This is a genomic window from Pseudomonas sp. FP1154 (assembly GCF_030687245.1).
GTDB lineage: Bacteria > Pseudomonadota > Gammaproteobacteria > Pseudomonadales > Pseudomonadaceae > Aquipseudomonas > Aquipseudomonas rhizophila.
In genome coordinates, this window is record NZ_CP117465.1 from 1,422,391 (window position 1) to 1,439,267 (window position 16,877).

The 16,877-nt window shown below is 59.9% G+C and carries 19 protein-coding genes; 12 read left to right on the forward strand and 7 right to left on the reverse strand.

Translation table 11 applies throughout. The features are described 5' to 3' along the window. Nucleotides 1-3 precede the first annotated feature (3 nt). On the forward strand, nucleotides 4-1,695 hold the full coding sequence (gene fadD1 / locus PSH91_RS06465) for a long-chain-fatty-acid--CoA ligase FadD1 (RefSeq protein ID WP_076386040.1): 1,692 nt from the start codon (nucleotides 4-6) through the stop codon (nucleotides 1,693-1,695). 226 nt (nucleotides 1,696-1,921) lie between these two features. On the opposite strand, the gene PSH91_RS06470 is transcribed toward fadD1, so the two are convergent. Beyond that, complete coding sequence (locus PSH91_RS06470; protein ID WP_030139341.1) at nucleotides 1,922-2,299, reverse strand: hypothetical protein; 378 nt, start codon at nucleotides 2,297-2,299, stop codon at nucleotides 1,922-1,924. 195 nt (nucleotides 2,300-2,494) lie between these two features. Here PSH91_RS06470 and PSH91_RS06475 point away from each other — a divergent pair, with 195 nt between their 5' ends. From PSH91_RS06475 to def, 3 genes are all read left to right on the forward strand, one after another. Then, on the forward strand, nucleotides 2,495-2,686 hold the full coding sequence (locus tag PSH91_RS06475; RefSeq protein ID WP_047228344.1) for a CsbD family protein: 192 nt from the start codon (nucleotides 2,495-2,497) through the stop codon (nucleotides 2,684-2,686). Between the two features lie 175 nt (nucleotides 2,687-2,861). Further along, complete coding sequence (locus PSH91_RS06480) at nucleotides 2,862-3,806, forward strand: YihY/virulence factor BrkB family protein (RefSeq protein ID WP_047228343.1); 945 nt, start codon at nucleotides 2,862-2,864, stop codon at nucleotides 3,804-3,806. A 2-nt stretch (nucleotides 3,807-3,808) separates the two neighbouring features. After that, entirely contained in the window at nucleotides 3,809-4,348 is a 540-nt protein-coding gene (gene def / locus PSH91_RS06485; RefSeq protein ID WP_047228342.1) for a peptide deformylase, read from the forward strand. A gap of 121 nt (nucleotides 4,349-4,469) precedes the next feature. Here def and PSH91_RS06490 read toward each other — a convergent pair whose 3' ends face one another. The 3 genes from PSH91_RS06490 to PSH91_RS06500 form a co-directional block, all read right to left on the reverse strand. Then, the gene (locus PSH91_RS06490) at nucleotides 4,470-4,892 is read right to left on the reverse strand and encodes a GNAT family N-acetyltransferase (RefSeq protein ID WP_047228341.1); all 423 of its coding nucleotides are present in this window, start codon (nucleotides 4,890-4,892) and stop codon (nucleotides 4,470-4,472) included. Nucleotides 4,893-5,174: 282 nt separating this feature from the next. Further along, entirely contained in the window at nucleotides 5,175-5,729 is a 555-nt protein-coding gene (locus PSH91_RS06495; protein ID WP_076386038.1) for a hypothetical protein, read from the reverse strand. Between the two features lie 159 nt (nucleotides 5,730-5,888). Further along, a complete protein-coding gene (locus tag PSH91_RS06500; protein ID WP_047228339.1) occupies nucleotides 5,889-6,920 on the reverse strand; it encodes a LacI family DNA-binding transcriptional regulator in 1,032 nt (343 codons plus the stop codon). Nucleotides 6,921-7,135: 215 nt separating this feature from the next. Here PSH91_RS06500 and PSH91_RS06505 point away from each other — a divergent pair, with 215 nt between their 5' ends. Then, nucleotides 7,136-7,669, forward strand: coding sequence for a gluconokinase (locus tag PSH91_RS06505; protein WP_076386036.1), 534 nt, complete (start codon nucleotides 7,136-7,138; stop codon nucleotides 7,667-7,669). A gap of 92 nt (nucleotides 7,670-7,761) precedes the next feature. Beyond that, nucleotides 7,762-9,114: a GntP family permease gene (locus PSH91_RS06510; RefSeq protein ID WP_047228337.1), complete on the forward strand. Its 1,353-nt coding sequence runs from the start codon at nucleotides 7,762-7,764 to the stop codon at nucleotides 9,112-9,114. A 168-nt stretch (nucleotides 9,115-9,282) separates the two neighbouring features. Here the strand turns inward: PSH91_RS06510 and alaC are convergent, their stop codons facing one another. Next, entirely contained in the window at nucleotides 9,283-10,500 is a 1,218-nt protein-coding gene (gene alaC, locus PSH91_RS06515) for an alanine transaminase (protein ID WP_076386034.1), read from the reverse strand. 210 nt (nucleotides 10,501-10,710) lie between these two features. Here alaC and PSH91_RS06520 point away from each other — a divergent pair, with 210 nt between their 5' ends. Both PSH91_RS06520 and PSH91_RS06525 read left to right on the forward strand, forming a co-directional pair. Further along, entirely contained in the window at nucleotides 10,711-11,376 is a 666-nt protein-coding gene (locus PSH91_RS06520; protein ID WP_107321632.1) for a LysE family translocator, read from the forward strand. Between the two features lie 75 nt (nucleotides 11,377-11,451). Then, complete coding sequence (locus tag PSH91_RS06525) at nucleotides 11,452-11,940, forward strand: GyrI-like domain-containing protein (RefSeq protein WP_047228334.1); 489 nt, start codon at nucleotides 11,452-11,454, stop codon at nucleotides 11,938-11,940. A 133-nt stretch (nucleotides 11,941-12,073) separates the two neighbouring features. Here PSH91_RS06525 and PSH91_RS06530 read toward each other — a convergent pair whose 3' ends face one another. Continuing rightward, nucleotides 12,074-12,559, reverse strand: a complete 486-nt coding sequence (locus PSH91_RS06530; RefSeq protein WP_047228333.1) for a GNAT family N-acetyltransferase — start codon at nucleotides 12,557-12,559, stop codon at nucleotides 12,074-12,076. Between the two features lie 142 nt (nucleotides 12,560-12,701). On the opposite strand from PSH91_RS06530, the gene PSH91_RS06535 reads away from it, so the two are divergent. The 4 genes from PSH91_RS06535 to PSH91_RS06550 all read left to right on the forward strand — a co-directional run bounded on the left by PSH91_RS06535 (nucleotide 12,702) and on the right by PSH91_RS06550 (nucleotide 15,287). Next, nucleotides 12,702-13,136 carry a nuclear transport factor 2 family protein gene (locus tag PSH91_RS06535; protein ID WP_047228332.1) on the forward strand — a complete coding sequence of 145 codons (435 nt, stop codon included), beginning with the start codon at nucleotides 12,702-12,704 and terminating at the stop codon, nucleotides 13,134-13,136. A gap of 67 nt (nucleotides 13,137-13,203) precedes the next feature. Further along, on the forward strand, nucleotides 13,204-13,548 hold the full coding sequence (locus tag PSH91_RS06540; RefSeq protein ID WP_305467637.1) for a YciI family protein: 345 nt from the start codon (nucleotides 13,204-13,206) through the stop codon (nucleotides 13,546-13,548). Between the two features lie 27 nt (nucleotides 13,549-13,575). Then, nucleotides 13,576-14,052, forward strand: coding sequence for an SRPBCC family protein (locus PSH91_RS06545; RefSeq protein WP_288915437.1), 477 nt, complete (start codon nucleotides 13,576-13,578; stop codon nucleotides 14,050-14,052). Next, nucleotides 14,052-15,287 carry an RNA polymerase sigma factor gene (locus tag PSH91_RS06550; protein ID WP_305467639.1) on the forward strand — a complete coding sequence of 412 codons (1,236 nt, stop codon included), beginning with the start codon at nucleotides 14,052-14,054 and terminating at the stop codon, nucleotides 15,285-15,287. The genes PSH91_RS06545 and PSH91_RS06550 overlap by 1 nt, the downstream gene beginning before the upstream one ends. Before the next feature lie 215 nt (nucleotides 15,288-15,502). Here the strand turns inward: PSH91_RS06550 and PSH91_RS06555 are convergent, their stop codons facing one another. Next, entirely contained in the window at nucleotides 15,503-16,837 is a 1,335-nt protein-coding gene (locus PSH91_RS06555) for an imelysin family protein (protein ID WP_047228328.1), read from the reverse strand. Between the last annotated feature and the right edge of the window lie 40 nt (nucleotides 16,838-16,877).

The following is a 16,877-nucleotide window of genomic DNA, read 5'->3' on the forward strand; positions in this document are numbered from 1 at the left end:
TCCATGATCGAAGACTTTTGGAAGGATAAGTACCCAGCTGGGATTGCTGCCGACATCAATCCAGACGAGTATCCGAATATTCAGGCGGTGTTGAAGCAGTCCTGCCAACGCTTCGCCGACAAGCCGGCATTCAGCAACCTGGGCAAGACAATTACCTACGGGGAACTGTATGAATTGTCCGGTGCCTTTGCTGCGTATCTGCAACAGCATACCGACTTGCAGCCTGGCGATCGAATCGCCGTGCAACTGCCCAACGTTCTCCAGTACCCGGTTGCCGTGTTCGGTGCGATTCGCGCCGGCCTGATCGTGGTCAACACCAACCCGCTGTACACCGCGCGGGAAATGGAACACCAGTTCAATGACTCCGGCGCCAAGGCGCTGGTGTGCCTGGCGAACATGGCGCACCTGGCCGAGGCTGTGGTGCCCAAGACGGGCGTCAAGCATGTGATCGTCACCGAAGTTGCCGATTTGCTGCCGCCACTCAAGCGTCTGCTGATCAACAGCGTGATCAAGTACGTCAAGAAGATGGTCCCCGCTTATCACTTGCCCAAGGCCATCAAGTTCAACGATGTGCTGAGCAAGGGCCACGGCCAGCCAGTGACCGAAGCCAACCCCACCAGTGACGACGTGGCCGTGTTGCAGTACACCGGCGGCACCACTGGCGTGGCCAAGGGCGCGATGCTGACCCATCGCAACCTGGTGGCGAACATGTTGCAGTGCAAGGCGCTGATGGGGTCCAACCTCAACGAAGGTTGCGAGGTCCTGATCACGCCGCTGCCGCTGTATCACATCTACGCTTTCACCTTCCATTGCATGGCGATGATGCTGATCGGCAACCACAATATCCTGATCAGCAACCCGCGCGACCTCCCGGCGATGGTCAAGGAACTGTCGAAGTGGAAGTTCAGCGGTTTTGTCGGCCTCAACACGTTGTTCGTGGCCCTGTGCAACAACGAAGCCTTCCGCAACCTGGATTTCTCGGCAATGAAGGTGACGTTGTCCGGTGGCATGGCCCTGCAACTGGCGGCGGCCGAGCGCTGGAAAGAGGTTACCGGCTGCCCGATCTGCGAAGGTTATGGCATGACCGAAACCAGCCCGGTCGCCACGGTCAATCCGATCCAGAAAATCCAGATTGGCACCATCGGCATTCCGGTGCCGTCGACGCTGTGCAAGATTATCAATGACGCTGGCGAAGAACTGCCATTGGGCGAAATCGGTGAACTGTGTGTGAAAGGTCCACAGGTCATGAAGGGCTACTGGCAGCGCCAGGACGCCACCGACGAGATCCTCGACAGCGAAGGCTGGCTCAAGACCGGCGATATCGCGCTGATCCAGCCGGACGGCTACATGCGCATCGTCGATCGCAAGAAAGACATGATCCTGATCTCCGGTTTCAACGTATACCCCAACGAGCTGGAAGACGTGCTGGCGACCCTGCCGGGCGTCCTGCAGTGCGCGGCCATCGGTGTACCGGACGAAAAATCCGGCGAGGCAATCAAGATTTTCATTGTGCCCCGCCCGGGTGTCACGCTGACCAAAGAGCAGGTGATGGAACACATGCGCGCCAACGTCACGGGCTACAAAGTGCCCAAGGCGGTGGAATTCCGCGACGCGCTGCCAACCACCAACGTGGGCAAGATCCTGCGACGCGAGTTACGTGATGAAGAACTGAAGAAGTTGGGTCTGAAGAAGTAAAACCGCTGCCAACAAAAAGCCCCGCCAGTGCGGGGCTTTTTGTTTGGGATTGCCCTGGCAGGCCCCAAAAATCTGTGGCGAGGGGATTTATCCCCGCTGGGTTGCGCAGCAACCCCCTGCCTCTTGTATGACAGATTGGTGTGGCTCATGAAAGCGTGGGGCTGCTTCACAGCCCAGCGGGGATAAATCCCCTCGCCACAGGAAGCCCGGCAGCCATACGGATTGGTTACAACCGAAACTGGGCAAAATCCAGGTTGGTGCCACCCGGGCGCATGTCCTGCAGGTACGAATCCTTGTCGGCGCTCAGCTCCAGGCTCAGGGCCGCCTTGCGCTTGCCCTGGTTGCGTACTTCCAGGCCTTCCATTTTTTCGCGCAGGAACACGGTCGGTACCTTCAGGTGCAGCAGCTCATCGGTGGCCGGCGTGTGCAGCAGCAGGTGGATCCATTCGTACTGACCGATGGCCAGGCGTGCCACCGGGATATCGAACCAGAAGATGTTGCGGTTGCGGTTCAATTCGCTGAAGTGGCAGTTATTGACGCCCAGTACGGCGCCGCCCAGTTCCTGGTTTCTGCGGGCGATGGCCTGCTTTTTATCGAGTTTCATAACGTTCCTACGAGATTGGAGCTTCAGGTCGCAGCCTGAATACGTGGGGCATTCTCGGGGGTGGATCGGCAAACATAAAGCTCAACCTGCATCTGACGATGAAATGCGCTGCTGAAAAAATGAAACTCCCCGCAAACGGCCTCGGTCAACCCTTATGTAATGACTTTTCGTACAGTTGTTCACAGGAGAGACATCATGGGTAGCACGAGCGATAAAGTGAAGGGCGTTGCCAACGAAGCCGTCGGCAACATCAAGCAAGGCGTCGGCAAGGCCACCGACAATGACCGCATGCGCGCTGAGGGCGTGGTTCAGGAGAAAAAAGGTGAGGTTCAGCAAAACGTGGGCAAGGCCAAGGACGCAGTCAAGAAAGGCGTTGACGAGGCATAACCGGCCTGTTGAATAACCGATTGGAACGGCCATCCGCGGGTGGCCGTTGTCATGTCTGCTCGAACTTGCACCGGGGAAATTGTTCCAAAGTCGCCAAACAGGTTACTTTTGTCTTGGATAGCAACCCCGAGAGTCGCCAGGCGACCTTCCTTTTTTGCGGCGAAAGGAGACGCACATGATGTTCCCGGCCTTGAAAGGCTTGCCCTTGCATCGTGTGATGATGCGCACCGTGACCGAGTTTCTCGACGACGAGATGTCGACCTACGCCTCGGCATTGGCCTACCAGATGCTGTTTTCGCTGTTCCCCTTCATTCTGTTCCTGATCGCACTGATCGGTTTCCTGCATTTGCCGGACTTCTTCTCCTGGCTGCGCCTGCAATCGGAGCTGGTGTTGCCACCCCAGGCCCTGGAGCAGGTCAACCCGGTGATCGACCAGCTTCAGCAATCCAAGGGGGGGTTGTTGTCGGTGGGTATCGTCATTGCGTTGTGGACTGCCTCGGCCGGTGTCCGGTTGATGATGAGTGCGATGAACGCCGCCTACGATGTGGTAGAGGGCCGTCCGATCTGGAAGCGCTTCCCGCTGTCGATTTTCTACACCATCGGCATCGCCGGCATGTTGTTGGCCGCCGCGGCGCTGATGGTGCTCGGGCCGCAGGTGATGGGCTGGATCGCGGCCCAGGTCGGGCTGGAGGAGTTCATCGTCACACTCTGGACCATCGTGCGCTGGCCGGTGATCGTGTTTTTGCTGATGGTGGCTGTGGCGTTGATCTATTACGTGATGCCTGACGTCAAACAGGAGTTTCGCTTTATTACACCGGGGTCGGTGCTGGCGGTGGTGGTGTGGATCATCGCGTCCCTGGGCTTTGCGTTTTACGTCAAGACCTTCGCCAACTACAACGCCATGTATGGCAGTATCGGCGCGATCATCGTGCTGTTGCTGTACTTCTACATTTCTTCGGCGGTGCTGTTGCTCGGTGCGGAGATGAACGCGGTGATCGAGCACATGTCCGCCGAGGGCAAGGACCGTGGTGAAAAGAGCCCGGGCGAGCACGAAAAACAGCATGTGTCGGGCCTGGGCCGTGACCATTCCATTCCTCACCCCCACACTGACGAAACCTGACCATGATTCGTGAAATCCTGAAAATGGGCGACGAACGCCTACTGCGTATTGCCCCGCCGGTGCCGCCGGAAATGTTCGACAGCCCAGAGTTGTGGCAGTTGATCGACGACATGTTCCAGACCATGGAAAGTGTGGGCGGCGTCGGCCTGGCCGCGCCGCAGATCGGTGTCGACCTGCAACTGGTGATCTTTGGCTTCGAGCACAGCGAGCGTTACCCGGACGCCGAGGCGGTGCCCCAGACGATCCTGATCAACCCGCTGATTACGCCGTTGGGCCCACTGATGGAGGAGGGGTTCGAGGGCTGCTTGTCGGTGCCGGGCCTGCGCGGTGCGGTCGATCGCTATCAACACATTCGCTACGAAGGCTTTGACCCCAAAGGCGAAGCCATTGTGCGCACGGCCTCGGGCTTTCATGCGCGGGTAGTGCAGCATGAGTGCGACCACCTGATCGGGCGGCTGTACCCCTCGCGCATCACCGATTTCAGTAAGTTCGGCTTTACCGAGGTCATGTTTCCGGACCTGGACCCGGCGGCGGACGACTAGCCTACGCAAACCCTCTGTGGGAGCGAGCCTGCTCGCGATAGCGGTGAGTCAGCTATGAAGCTGTTGACTGACACGCCGCTATCGCGAGCAGGCTCGCTCCCACATTGGATTGTGATGCGCTTCAGGAGAGTGTTTTAGGCTCCATCCCCATCGCAATCATCGGCTTGCTGCGCGCATAGCGACTCAGGCGCTCGGCCATCGCATAAGGCAGCACGGGGTCGAAGCTGAACCCCAGCCGCTCATAAAAGCCGCGCAAATCAGGATGGCAGAACAACCAGACCGGTCCTTCCACGCCTTTCACCGCTTCGTCGATCAAGCGCGCCGCGATCCCCTGCATGCGATACGTCGGGTCGACAAACAACCCCGTCAGCCAATGCCCACCCGACACCGCTCGCAAGCACAGGGCCGCGATGATTTCATCCTGCCGCGCCACCCACAACTGCGCTTCACGCACCGCTTTCATTGAAGATTGGTGGGCGCGATAAAACTTGTTCATCAGCGGCCACAAGGGTTCGTCGAGCCGCGTGTAGTGGATCTGGGACATGGCAAAGTCAGGGGGCGGTGAAGGGGAGGGTGATTATAAAAGAACATGTCTGCGGCGATAGGTGTATACCTGACTTCACATCCCGTATGAGTGGAGTACGTATCATGGCCAAAGGCATGGATTCAAAAAAAGCGGCAAAGAAAAAACCGGCGAAGACCGCCGATGAAAAGCGCGCCGACAAAAAGGCCAAGAAGGTGAATCTGTTCGGTCATTGAATCGACGCCAGCGGGCGACGGGCCAGGGATGCATCCCGGCCATCGGCCCGCTGACCCCAGCAGCCTATCAAAGCGAGGCGAGGAACATGTCCGTAGCCGGGTCTTTGCCGGAAGTGCGACTTTCCTGGTCCTTCTCGACCTGCGCCATCGCCGTCTTGTCCTGCATGCGCTGGGCAATCTCCTGACTGACCGCCAATTGCTTCTCGGGCGGCATCGCCTCGAACTCCTCCTGGGTGATGCCCATCTCTTCAAGAATGCTGTCGCGCAGACGCTCTTCAGGCGTCTTGCTCATGTAGTCCTTGAATGCGTCCAGAGCAGAGCTGCCCTGTGTCTTGGCCTCATCGGAGGCTGATGAAGCAACGGTCTGCAACTGAACCCGGGTCTTGGCAAACGCTTCATCAACCTTGTCGCTGATGGCGGTGGCGGCATTGACCTGCTGTGTGGCTTGTCGCGCGATCGAAGCCTGCACCTGCGTGCTGCCCTGGCTGGCCTGAGCCTGGACGTTATCGCGCAATGCCTGCAGCGCGGCGCTTTGCAGGCCGCTGGCGGCTTCTGCGGTGGGATCCTCGCCCGGACGCTTGGGCAGCAAAATCATCGTTTGCTGTTGTGCACTGACCAACATGATGGATACCTGCGGTTATGGCTGAGCCATGTGCAGGAGCAAATCCCATGCCGCCGTCGCGAGCCCTGGATCCAAAGGCCTGTGTAGCGTATGCCGGCGATCATGGCGGCCAATCCTTGCCGTCGGACGGCATGGATCGACCGCACATGACCGTCGGGCTCAGGTGCTTTCGCGAACCTTGAGTTCAAATCCCATGTCCACCACCGGCTGAGCGATGCGGTTGCCGGCCATCAACGTGAGCATCTGTTCGGCGGCGCGCTGGCCGATGGCTTCCCGTGGCGTGCTGATGCTGCTCAGGCGCGGCACCATGTGGGCCGAGGCGGGCAAATCGTTGAAGCCCAGGACCGCAACCTGTTCGGGAATCTTGATGCCACAGCGCAGGGCTTCGAACAGCGCGCCGTGGGCCAGGTCGTCGTTGCCGAAGAAGATTGCATCGACGTCCGGATGGCTGGCGAGTAACTGCAGGAACAGTTCGCCGCCCAGGCCCACCGAGGATGGCCGTGGGGTCAGCAGTTCCAGATCCGGGTCGTACAGGCCGGCTTTCTGCAAAGCACGGCGAAAACCTTCGCCACGCAGCAACGTGCGCTGGTCCAGTTGTGCGCCGACATAGGCCAGGCGCTTGCGACCCCGGGAGATCAAGTGCTCGGCCGCCGTCTCGCCGGCCTTGAGTTGCGAAAAGCCGACGCAGTTAAGGCCCGCACCGGGGTCCAGTTCCATCATGTACACGCAGGGAATGTTGCTGGCCTCGATCATGCGCCGGGCGCTTTCGGTACGGTCGAAGCCGGTCAGCAACAGACCGCGTGGCTGATAGGCCATGTAGTTGCGCAGCAGGTCTTCTTCTTCGTCCCGGGAATAGTGATAGTTGCCGATCACCACTTCGAAGCCCTTGGGCCTGAGCACACGATGAATGGCTTCCAGGGTGTCGATGAACAACAGGTTGGACAACGACGGCACCAGCACCACCACCGAATGGCTCTGGGCCGAAGCCAGGGCGCGGGCGGCGGGGTTGACCACGTAGTTCAGGTCGCGGGCGGCCTGGCGGACTTTTTCCACCAGGCTTTCGGCAACGGTGCTGACGCCGCGCAGGGCACGGGAGGCGGTGATAGGACTGACACCGGCCAGGCGTGCGACTTCGTTGAGCGTGGGGCGACCGGTGGTGCGGGTATTCTTATCGTTTTTAGTGACGGTCATCAGGGCGGCTTGCCAAACAAAAATCAAGGCACTAAGGTAGCGCTGTCTCGACGCGGCTGCAAATGCGTGAGCGGGGTTTGCCTGAGCCCTGACCGTTAGCGTTGTGAACGAACATGCTGCAACCACAAAAATGACAAGAAGGCGTCGGCAACTTCTGCTTTTGCTCTGGTGTCACAACTTGCAAAGGTAGCGCTGTCTGCGCGCTGAGGTGTTACATGAATAATCCCATCACCGCCCTGGTCATCATGGGCGTTGCCGGTTGCGGCAAGACTTGCGTCAGCCAGGCCCTGTGCCAGTTGAGCGGCGCCACCGCCATTGAAGGCGACACTTTCCACCCTGCGGCCAACATCCAGAAGATGAGCGCCGGTATCCCCTTGAACGACGACGACCGTGCCGGCTGGCTTGACAGCCTGTGCGACGAGTTGCGCCGTGTCGATGCGATGGGCGAGCGTCCGGTGCTGACCTGTTCGGCCCTCAAGCACAGTTATCGCGAGCGTCTGCGCAGTGCCTTGCCGGGCCTGGGCTTCGTATTTCTTGAGTTGACCCCTGAAGTGGCCGCCGACCGCGTGTCCCATCGTCCGGGGCATTTCATGCCGTCGACCCTGATCGACAGCCAGTTTGCCACCCTTCAATCCCCTGTTGGCGAGCCCCTGACCCTGGCTCTGGATGCATCCAGCCACAGCGTCGATGAACTGGCTCATCAGGCTTATGTCTGGTGGGTGGATCACGGTTTGAAGCTGGCCAGTTGAGTTGCAAAAATTTTGCGTCAGAAAGATAGCGCTGTCCCGACGGCTTACAAATAACCGCTTCAATAACAACAACAAATCAGGAGACACCTCCCATGTTCGGCATGTCCCACGAGACGTTTCTGCTGCTTGATGCAGTGGTTACGGTGATCGGACTTATCGTCCTTATCACCAAGTTCAAACTCCACCCGTTCATTGCACTGACCATCGCGGCCGCTTTTCTGGGCCTGACCTCGGGCATGCCGATCGGCACCATCATCAAGGCGTTCCAGGACGGCTTCGGTGGCGTGCTGGGCTTTGTCGGCATCATTCTGGCGTTGGGTACGATGCTCGGTAAAATGATGGCCGAATCGGGCGGGGCCGATCAGATCGCCCAAACCCTGATCCGCGCCTTCGGCAAGGATAAAGTGCAGTGGGCCATGATGTTCGCCGCCTTCCTGGTGGGCATTCCGCTGTTCTTCGAAATCGGTTTCGTGCTGCTGATCCCGCTGGTGTTCATCGTGGCGCGTCGCACCGGTGTCTCGATCATCAAGATCGGTATCCCGCTGCTGGCCGGTCTTTCCGCGGTCCACGGCCTGGTACCACCGCACCCGGGCCCGCTGCTGGCGATTGGCGTATTCGGTGCCGACATCGGTAAAACCATTCTCTATGGCCTGATCGTGGCGCTGCCGACGGCCATTATTGCCGGGCCGATTTTCGGTACATTCATTGCCAAGCATATCCCCGGCCATCCGAATCAGGAGCTGGTGGACCAACTGGCACGTGAGACCGATTCTGCCGATCTGCCGAGCTTCAACATCACGCTGATCACCGTGCTCTCGCCGGTGTTCCTGATGCTGCTCAAGACCTTTGCCGATGTGGTGTTGCCTGAAGGCAATTTCTTCCGCACGTTCATGGACCTGATCGGGCATCCGATTTCTGCACTTCTGTTGGCATTACTGCTGTCGCTGTACACCTTCGGCTACAAGCAGGGCATCGGTTCGAGCCAGATACTCAAGTGGCTGGACGCGAGTCTGGCACCGACTGCGGCAATCATTCTGATCATCGGTGCAGGCGGTGGCTTCAAGCAGATGCTGGTCACCAGCGGTGTGGGTGATGTGATCGGTCACATGGCGGTGAGTGCGCAGATTTCACCGATCCTGTTGGCCTGGCTGGTGGCGGCGGTGATTCGCATCGCCACAGGCTCGGCGACCGTGGCAACCATCACGGGTGCCGGGATCGTGGTGCCGGTGGTCGGGATGATTCCGGGTGTGAACCGTGAGCTGCTGGTCCTGGCGACCGGTGCCGGTTCGCTGATCCTGTCTCACGTCAACGATGCCGGTTTCTGGCTGGTCAAGCAGTACTTCAACATGACCGTGGCCGAAACCTTCAAGACCTGGACCGCGATGGAAACCATCCTGTCCGTGGTAGCGCTGATCTTCATCCTGTTGCTGTCGCTGGTGATCTAAGCGACGACGCATCACCCATTGTGGGAGCGAGCCTGCTCGCGATAGCGCACTGACCGTCAGCAACGAAGTCGACTGTCATGCCGCTATCGCGAGCAGGCTCGCTCCCACATTGGCTTCTGGTGATCTGAAGATCCAGAGTGGGAGCAAACTCCCACATCGATTTTGGTATCAGGCGTTCGGTTTGCTTACCAACCCATCCGCCCGGAACATCCCGCGAATGCCGCGAACGGCCTGGCGAATCCGGTCCTGGTTTTCGATCAGTGCAAAGCGCACGTGATCATCGCCATATTCACCGAACCCCACCCCCGGCGAGACGCAGACCTTGGCTTCGGCCAACAGTTTCTTGGCAAACTCCAGCGAACCCAAGTGTGCATAAGCCTCGGGGATCTTGGCCCAGACGTACATCGACGCCTTGGGGTTTTCCACCATCCAGCCCAGTTCATGCAGGCCCTTGACCAGCACATTGCGGCGCTGGCGGTACTGTTCGGCGATATCCCGCACGCACTGCTGATCGCCTTCAAGCGCGGCGATGGCCGCCACTTGCAGCGGTGTGAAGGTGCCGTAGTCGTGGTAGCTCTTGATCCGCGCCAGGGCGTTGACCAGTTCCGGGTTGCCCACCATGAAGCCGATACGCCAGCCAGCCATGTTGTAGCTTTTGGACAGGGTGAAGAATTCCACGGCAATGTCTTTTGCACCCGGCACCTGCATGATCGACGGGGCTTTCCAGCCGTCGTAGACGATGTCGGCGTAGGCCAGGTCGTGGATCACCAGCACGTCGTACTGTTTGGCCAAGGCGATGACCCGTTCGAAGAAATCCAGCTCCACGCATTGCGCGGTAGGGTTGGACGGAAAGCCCAGGATCATCATTTTCGGCTTGGGAATCGAGCCGCGAATGGCGCGCTCCAGCTCGTCGAAGAAATCCACCCCCGGCACCAGTGGCACCGAACGCACCTGGGCGCCGGCGATCACTGCGCCGTAGATGTGGATCGGATAACTGGGATTGGGCACCAGCACGGTGTCGCCCTGGTCCAGGGTCGCTAGCATCAGATGCGCCAGGCCTTCCTTGGAACCGATGGTGACGATGGCTTCGGTTTCCGGGTCGATGTCCACCTCGTAGCGGTCCTTGTACCAGCGCGAAATGGCGCGGCGCAGGCGCGGTATGCCTTTGGAGGTGGAGTAACCGTGGGTGTCTTCACGCTGGGCGACGGTGACCAGCTTTTCAACGATATGTGGAGGTGTGGCGCCGTCGGGGTTACCCATGCTCAAGTCAATGATGTCCTCGCCGCGCCGACGCGCAGCCATCTTCAGCTCGGCAGTGATATTGAATACATACGGGGGGAGTCGATCGATGCGCGCAAAGCGGCGCGGCGAACCTTGGTTGGCCATTATTGCCTCGAGATACGTGAGCGCCCGGAACCGTCCGAGCGACGTTGGCCACTGCGGTGGCCTGCGGCGCAAGATAAAGGGGCTGATGGCCAATTGTCCAGTAGCGGCGCGCAACTATTTTCGACGACACTGTCGATCCGCTCAGGGGACTTTCAGTAACACCTGCGCACTGCACGACTCGCCCTGTTCAAAAAACGAATGGACTGAATGATGGAATTTTCCAGCGGTTTCCTGCTGAGCCTTTCTTTGTGCCTGGACATTGGCGTGGCCAATATCGCGATGATTACCCTGGCCATGCAACGTGGCTATTTCCAGGGTTTCGCCCTGGGCCTGGGCACATGTGTGGGGGACCTGATCTACGCGGTCCTGGCCTTGGCCGGCATGACGGTGCTGCTGCAATACGAAACGGTGCGCTGGGTGCTGTGGATCGGCGGCTCGGTGGTGCTGCTGTATTTCGCAGCGAAGATGATTCATTCGGCGATCTATCACCATGCGGCGTTGGCCGAGGCTGGCGAGGTGCGGAGTCATTCATCCGGGCAGGAGTTTTTTCGCGGGATTTTCCTGGCGATGTCGTCGCCCAGTGCCATTCTCTGGTTCGCGGCGGTGGGCGGCACATTGATCGCTCGCTCGGGCGGCGGAACGATCCTCAGCTCGGCGCTGTTCCTGAGTGGATTTCTCTGTGCCGGACTTCTCTGGTGTGCAGGCCTGTGCCTGGCAGCAACCCAGGGCGGCAGGCTGCTGGGGGATAAACTGTTGCGCTATTGCTATTGGGCATCGGCCGCCATCTTCTGCTATTTCGCGGTGTACGTGATTGTTTCTGGCTACAACGAGTTTATCGGGAAAGTGGCGCCGGCCGTGGTGCCTGGACTCGGATAAGCGAAACGGGCCTGGCAATCTTCATCAGGCTTCTATACTGCAACACCCGACCTCACGTTTCTGGAGTGTTGACGCATGGAAAAGCACGAACCCGATAACGCAGCCGAACCACGCTTCGAACACGGACGTTTTCAGATAATCGCCGGTTTTGGTGGCTGTTTTACCCCGGACACCGCCGAGGATATCCCGCTGCTCTGGGAAAAGTTTTTGCCCTGGCTCGGTAAAGTGCCAGGGCAGAAAGATGAGGTCACCTATGGCGTGTGTTGCAACCCGGACGGGAAGGGTGGGTTTGAATACATTGCCGGCGTGGAAGTCAGCCGGCTCGATGACTTGCCTGAACAGTTGCGCTGGATCGAAATACAGCCTGCGCACTACGCAGTGTTCGAACACAAAGGCCCATTGAAAGCCCTGCCGCAGACGTTCCACTACATCTGGAAAGAGTGGCTGCCGCGATCCGGCCACACAGCTGCCGAGGCCCCGGAGTTCGAACGCTACAGCGAAGACTTCAACCCCAGGACCGGCGAAGGCTCTCTGGAAATCTGGATTCCTCTCAAACCGAGCTGATTGCCATCCTCTCGGCAATGCAAACCGGTGGGAGCGAGCCTGCTCGCGATAGCGGTGCCACATCCAACATTCATGCAAGCTGGCCCACCACAATCGCGAGCAGGCTCGCGCTCACAGACAGGTTATGTCCTGGTCAAAACACCAGCCCCATCCGCCGCTCATAACCGATGCGGCCCTTGTACGCTTCGCCACTGTCGACCCAGCCCAACCGGGTGTACAGGCCGATGGCCGAGACGTTGTCGGCGTCGACCGAAAGCTCCAGTCCCCTGATTTGCGGCCATGCCGCCTGAGCTGCGGCAGGAAGCGCTTGCAGGCAGGCCTTGCCGTAACCCTTGCCCTGGGCCCGATAATCGACTTGCAGGGCGTGCAGGGTGGCGCTGTGTTCGTTGGCCCAGGCGGGCAGTACTGGCGGGCGCTTGAGTAACAGGAACGCCACTGGCACCTCGCCAGCCAGCAACGCAAACCCTTTGACGCCAGGGCCGGGCCTGGACAGCAGCGTGTGCAGTGCGCCGTGGATATCGCCGGCGAACTTGATCTGTTCGGGGTGGATTTCGATGGCTTCGACCTGCGTGCGCTGCAGCTCGGTGAGGTCTTCGTAGGGTACGAGCTGAGCGGTCACAAAAGCATCCGTTGTTTGCCGACAGAATGGGCCTGGGATTCTAGCGAATTTTTTTCTTTGAATTATTTTTGTTTGGGTTGTCGATTCGCAGTTTCTCTAAACGACAAAGGGTGTCTTCAACAAAAACCTGCGGAGAATCACCATGAATACCCAAGCCACCGAAACCGAAATCAAGGCCTTGATCGAGACTTATCGCCAGGCTGTCATGGAAAAAAATGTTGAAAAAGTCATGGCGCTCTATGACGACAACATCGTTTCGTTCGATGCCATCCAGGCCCTGCAATTCAAGGGCAAAGTCGCTTACCGGGCCCATTGGCAGGCGTGCATGGAGATGTGCCCTGGACCGCACAAGTTCGACTTCCATCAGATCGAGATTACCGCAGCTGACACGATCGCCTTCGCTCACTGGCTGGCCTATTGCGGCGGCACCAACGACAAAGGTGAAGAGCAGGCTTGCTGGATGCGCACGACCGCCTGCTATCAACGGGTGGCCGGGCAATGGAAGATTGTCCACGAACACTGGTCCGCGCCGTTTGATCCGATGGCCGGTACGGTGATGTTCGACCTGCAGCCCTGATCGTCGGTTTCTTCGCTGAGCGCTTTTCTGCGGTCCATAGTTGATCAGTTCGATCACGGAGCTTTCCATGAAGTACTTATGCCTGGTCTATAGCAACGAGCATGCGCTGCACAACTCACCCGACAGCCCGCAGGACGCTGAATGCATGGCCTACGCCGAGTCGATCCAGGGCAGCGGTCGTATGATTGCCGCCGAGGCCCTGGAGTCGGTGCAGACCGCTACCACGGTGCGCATGCGCGCCGGCAAGTTGTCGATCACGGACGGTCCATTTGCCGAGACCAAGGAGCAACTGGCGGGCTTCTACCTGATCGACGCCAAGGACCTGAACGAAGCCCTCCAGGTCGCCGGCAACATTCCGGCGGCCCGGGTCGGCTGCGTCGAGGTCCGACCGGTACGCCAACTGAGTCCCTGAACAACAATCACAAACTGGATTTCATTCATGAACCTCAAACCTGCCGCGTTCGAGTTATCCATCAGCCGAGTGATCGACGCCTCGCGCCAGAAGATTTTCCGCGCCTGGACCGAGCCGGCGCTGCTTGTCCAATGGTGGGGACCCCACGGCATGACTACGCCGGAGTGCGAAATGGAGCTGTGGGTCGGTGGTCAGTTTCGCACCCTGATGCGTGCCCCGGACGGCAGTGAATATCCGACCATGGGCGTGTTCCTGGAAATCGTTGCCCCGCAGCGGTTGGTCTTCACCGATGCGTTTGTGCCCGGCTGGATCCCCTCCGGCAAAGCCTTCATGACCGGCGAAGTGTTGCTTGAGGAAGTGGGCGATAAAACCCGTTACACCGCCCGCGCCCTGCACTGGAACGAAGAAGACCGCCAGGCCCACGAAGCCATGGGCTTTCATGACGGCTGGGGCCAGAGCCTTGACCGGCTCGAAGCGCTGGTGACCCAGGGCATGCCCGACTGATGTCGGCCGAAGAAGTCAGTGCACGGGTCGAGCAGGTTTATCGGCAAGACTCGCGGCGCATCCTGGCGACGCTGATTCGCCTGCTGGGGGATTTCGACCTTGCTGAAGAGGCCTTGCACGAGGCCTTCTTCATCGCGGTCGAGCGCTGGCAGCGCGACGGTGTGCCGGACAATCCTCGGGCCTGGCTGGTGTCGGCCGGGCGCTTCAAGGCCATCGACAGTTTGCGCCGGCGCGCTCGCTTCGCGGCGAGCCGGCCGATGCTGATTGCCCAGCTCGAAGAACTGGAGCAGAGCGACTGGAGTGATGAGGACGTGGAAGACGATCGCCTGCGGCTGATCTTCACCTGTTGCCACCCGGCCCTGGCCGCTGATGCCCAGGTGCCGCTGACGTTGCGGGAAGTGTGCGACCTGACCACCGAAGAGATCGCCCGGGCTTTTCTCGCCGCCCCGGCGGCCATCGCCCAGCGCATCGTGCGGGCCAAGGCAAAAATTCGCGATGCGAAGATCCCCTATCAGGTACCGTCCCGCTCGGAACTGCCCGAGCGGCTGGACAGTGTGTTGCGAGTGATCTACCTGGTATTCAACGAAGGCTATTCGGCCTCGATGGGGGCTGAGGTGACGCGTGAAGATTTGACCCGCGAAGCCATCCGCCTGGCCCGCCTGTTGATGGAGCTGTTGCCTGAAGCCGAAGTCATGGGGCTGTTGGCGTTGATGCTGCTGCACGAGTCGCGGCGGCGAGCGCGAACCTCTCCCAGCGGTGAACTGATCCTGCTGGATGAGCAGGACCGGTCCTTGTGGGACGCCGACATGATCGCCGAAGGCTGCGCCCTGGTGGAAGCCGCGCTCAATACCCGAAGGTTCGGGCCTTATTGCCTGCAAGCTGCGATTGCGGCAGTGCATGCCGAAGCCCCCACGGCGCAGGAGACCGACTGGCCGCAGATCGTCGGCCTCTATGATGTGTTGCTGCGTGCGGTGCCTTCGCCGGTGATCGAACTCAACCGCGCCGCGGCCCTGGCCAAACGCGATGGACCGCAAGCGGGCTTGCAGCGGATCGACGCGATTCTGGACCGGGGCGAGTTGCTCGATTATCACCTGGCCCACTCGGCGCGGGCAGAACTCTGTCGGCAGTTGGGACGCGTGGAGGAGGCGAGGGCGGCATATCGACGCGCGCTTGAATTGACTCAGCAATTGCCGGAGAGGCGGTTTATCGAGGGGAGGCTTGCGGGGTTGCAGTGATGACCACAAACGATGAAATTTCCTGTGGGAGCGGGCGTTGTGGTGTGCATCGTATTTATGAACAGCCGAAATCACTGTGGGAGCGAGCCTGCTCGCGATAGCGTCATGTCAGTCACATTGCTGTTGGCTGAAACATCGCTATCGCGAGCAGGCTCGCTCCCACAGGGTTTTATGGCTTGGCTGACGGGCATAACCCGTCAGTCAACCAGCCTTGATCAGAACTCGTGATCAGCGCTGTCCGGGTTCAGGTCGCTGATGCCCAGTTTGCCCGCGGCCTGTTCGATCGCGCCGGTTTGCTTGACCAGTGCGGCAATGGCGTCGCGCACGACCTGGTTGCCAGCGGTGTTGCCCGCAGCGATCAGTTGGTCGTAGTGCTCACCCTTGTTGGCGTGATCGACCATGACCTGGATCTTGGCTTCGGTGTCGGCCAGGTCGGCCTTGAGGGCGTTGTCAGCGGCCGGGTCAGCCTTGGCCACCAGGGACGACAGGCTGGCGCCGGTCATCTTGGTGCCGTCGACGCGGGTGTATTCGCCCAGGTAAACGTTGCGCACGCCTTTGGCATCGTAGAAGTGCGAGTTGTGGGTGTTGTCGCTGAAGCAGTCCTGCTCGTCTTCTGGCGAGTTGGCTTCCAGGGACACCTTCATACGTTCGCCCGCCAGTTCGCCGAGGGACAGGCTGCCCATGCCGAACAGCATCTTGCGCAGGCCGGTTTCGGCAGGCTCGGCTTCCAGGGTGGCGCGGTAGTTGTCAGCCACGTTTGGCTTCCAGTTGCCGACCATTTCTTCCAGATCGCTGACCAGCAATTGGGTCACGGCCTTGAGGTAGGCGCGACGACGGTCGTTGTGACCGCCAGTAGCCCCGGCACCTTCCAGATAATCGGAAGCCGGACGCTTGCCGGCACCAGGGCCGGTGCCGTTGAGGTCCTGGCCCCACAGCAAAAATTCGATGGCGTGGTAGCCGGTGGCGACGTTGGCCTCGGAACCGCCCAGCTCGTTCAGGCTGGCGAGTTTCTCCGGGGTGATGTCTTTCACGTCGACCTTGTCTTCGCCTACCTGGACTTCGGTATTGGCGATGATATTGGCGGTGGCGCCCGGGTTACCCAATGCGTGCGCATAGGAGGTGTCGACGTAGTCGATCAGGCCTTCATCCAGCGGCCAGGCGTTCAATTGGCCTTCCCAGTCGTCGATGATGGTGTTGCCGAAGCGGAACACTTCGCTTTGCAGGTAAGGGACGCGCGCAGCGACCCAGGCGGCCTTGGCGGCGTTGAGGGTCTCGTCGTTCGGTTTGGCCAGGAACGCATCGATCGCGGTTTGCAGGGTTTTCGCGGTGGATTCGGCATCGCTGTAGACCGCATGGACGATGTCGGCGTAGTGCGCGACAACGGCCTTGGCAGCGGCTTCGTCGATTTTGCCGGCTGCGGCTGGGGCGGCGGTGCTGGCTGCAGGCGTGGGCGCTTGCGGCGCGGCGGCCTTGTCTTTGCCTTCGCCGCAACCGGCGAGGGAAATAGCGATGGCCAGCAAACTGGCGGTAGCCAGAGGCATACGAATCATGGCGAACATCCTGCTTCGGTGATGGATGGGACAGGCGCGA

Excerpts from the sequence above, each read along its gene's own strand:
- fadD1 (WP_076386040.1), top strand. The coding sequence starts at position 4 with ATGATCGAAGACTTTTGGAAGGATAAGTACCCAGCTGGGATTGCTGCC.
- PSH91_RS06470 (WP_030139341.1), bottom strand. The coding sequence starts at position 2,299 with ATGAAACTCGATAAAAAGCAGGCCATCGCCCGCAGAAACCAGGAACTG.
- PSH91_RS06475 (WP_047228344.1), top strand. The coding sequence starts at position 2,495 with ATGGGTAGCACGAGCGATAAAGTGAAGGGCGTTGCCAACGAAGCCGTC.
- PSH91_RS06480 (WP_047228343.1), top strand. The coding sequence starts at position 2,862 with ATGATGTTCCCGGCCTTGAAAGGCTTGCCCTTGCATCGTGTGATGATG.
- def (WP_047228342.1), top strand. The coding sequence starts at position 3,809 with ATGATTCGTGAAATCCTGAAAATGGGCGACGAACGCCTACTGCGTATT.
- PSH91_RS06490 (WP_047228341.1), bottom strand. The coding sequence starts at position 4,892 with ATGTCCCAGATCCACTACACGCGGCTCGACGAACCCTTGTGGCCGCTG.
- PSH91_RS06495 (WP_076386038.1), bottom strand. The coding sequence starts at position 5,729 with ATGTTGGTCAGTGCACAACAGCAAACGATGATTTTGCTGCCCAAGCGT.
- PSH91_RS06500 (WP_047228339.1), bottom strand. The coding sequence starts at position 6,920 with ATGACCGTCACTAAAAACGATAAGAATACCCGCACCACCGGTCGCCCC.
- PSH91_RS06505 (WP_076386036.1), top strand. The coding sequence starts at position 7,136 with ATGAATAATCCCATCACCGCCCTGGTCATCATGGGCGTTGCCGGTTGC.
- PSH91_RS06510 (WP_047228337.1), top strand. The coding sequence starts at position 7,762 with ATGTTCGGCATGTCCCACGAGACGTTTCTGCTGCTTGATGCAGTGGTT.
- alaC (WP_076386034.1), bottom strand. The coding sequence starts at position 10,500 with ATGGCCAACCAAGGTTCGCCGCGCCGCTTTGCGCGCATCGATCGACTC.
- PSH91_RS06520 (WP_107321632.1), top strand. The coding sequence starts at position 10,711 with ATGGAATTTTCCAGCGGTTTCCTGCTGAGCCTTTCTTTGTGCCTGGAC.
- PSH91_RS06525 (WP_047228334.1), top strand. The coding sequence starts at position 11,452 with ATGGAAAAGCACGAACCCGATAACGCAGCCGAACCACGCTTCGAACAC.
- PSH91_RS06535 (WP_047228332.1), top strand. The coding sequence starts at position 12,702 with ATGAATACCCAAGCCACCGAAACCGAAATCAAGGCCTTGATCGAGACT.
- PSH91_RS06540 (WP_305467637.1), top strand. The coding sequence starts at position 13,204 with ATGAAGTACTTATGCCTGGTCTATAGCAACGAGCATGCGCTGCACAAC.
- PSH91_RS06545 (WP_288915437.1), top strand. The coding sequence starts at position 13,576 with ATGAACCTCAAACCTGCCGCGTTCGAGTTATCCATCAGCCGAGTGATC.
- PSH91_RS06550 (WP_305467639.1), top strand. The coding sequence starts at position 14,052 with ATGTCGGCCGAAGAAGTCAGTGCACGGGTCGAGCAGGTTTATCGGCAA.
- PSH91_RS06555 (WP_047228328.1), bottom strand. The coding sequence starts at position 16,837 with ATGATTCGTATGCCTCTGGCTACCGCCAGTTTGCTGGCCATCGCTATT.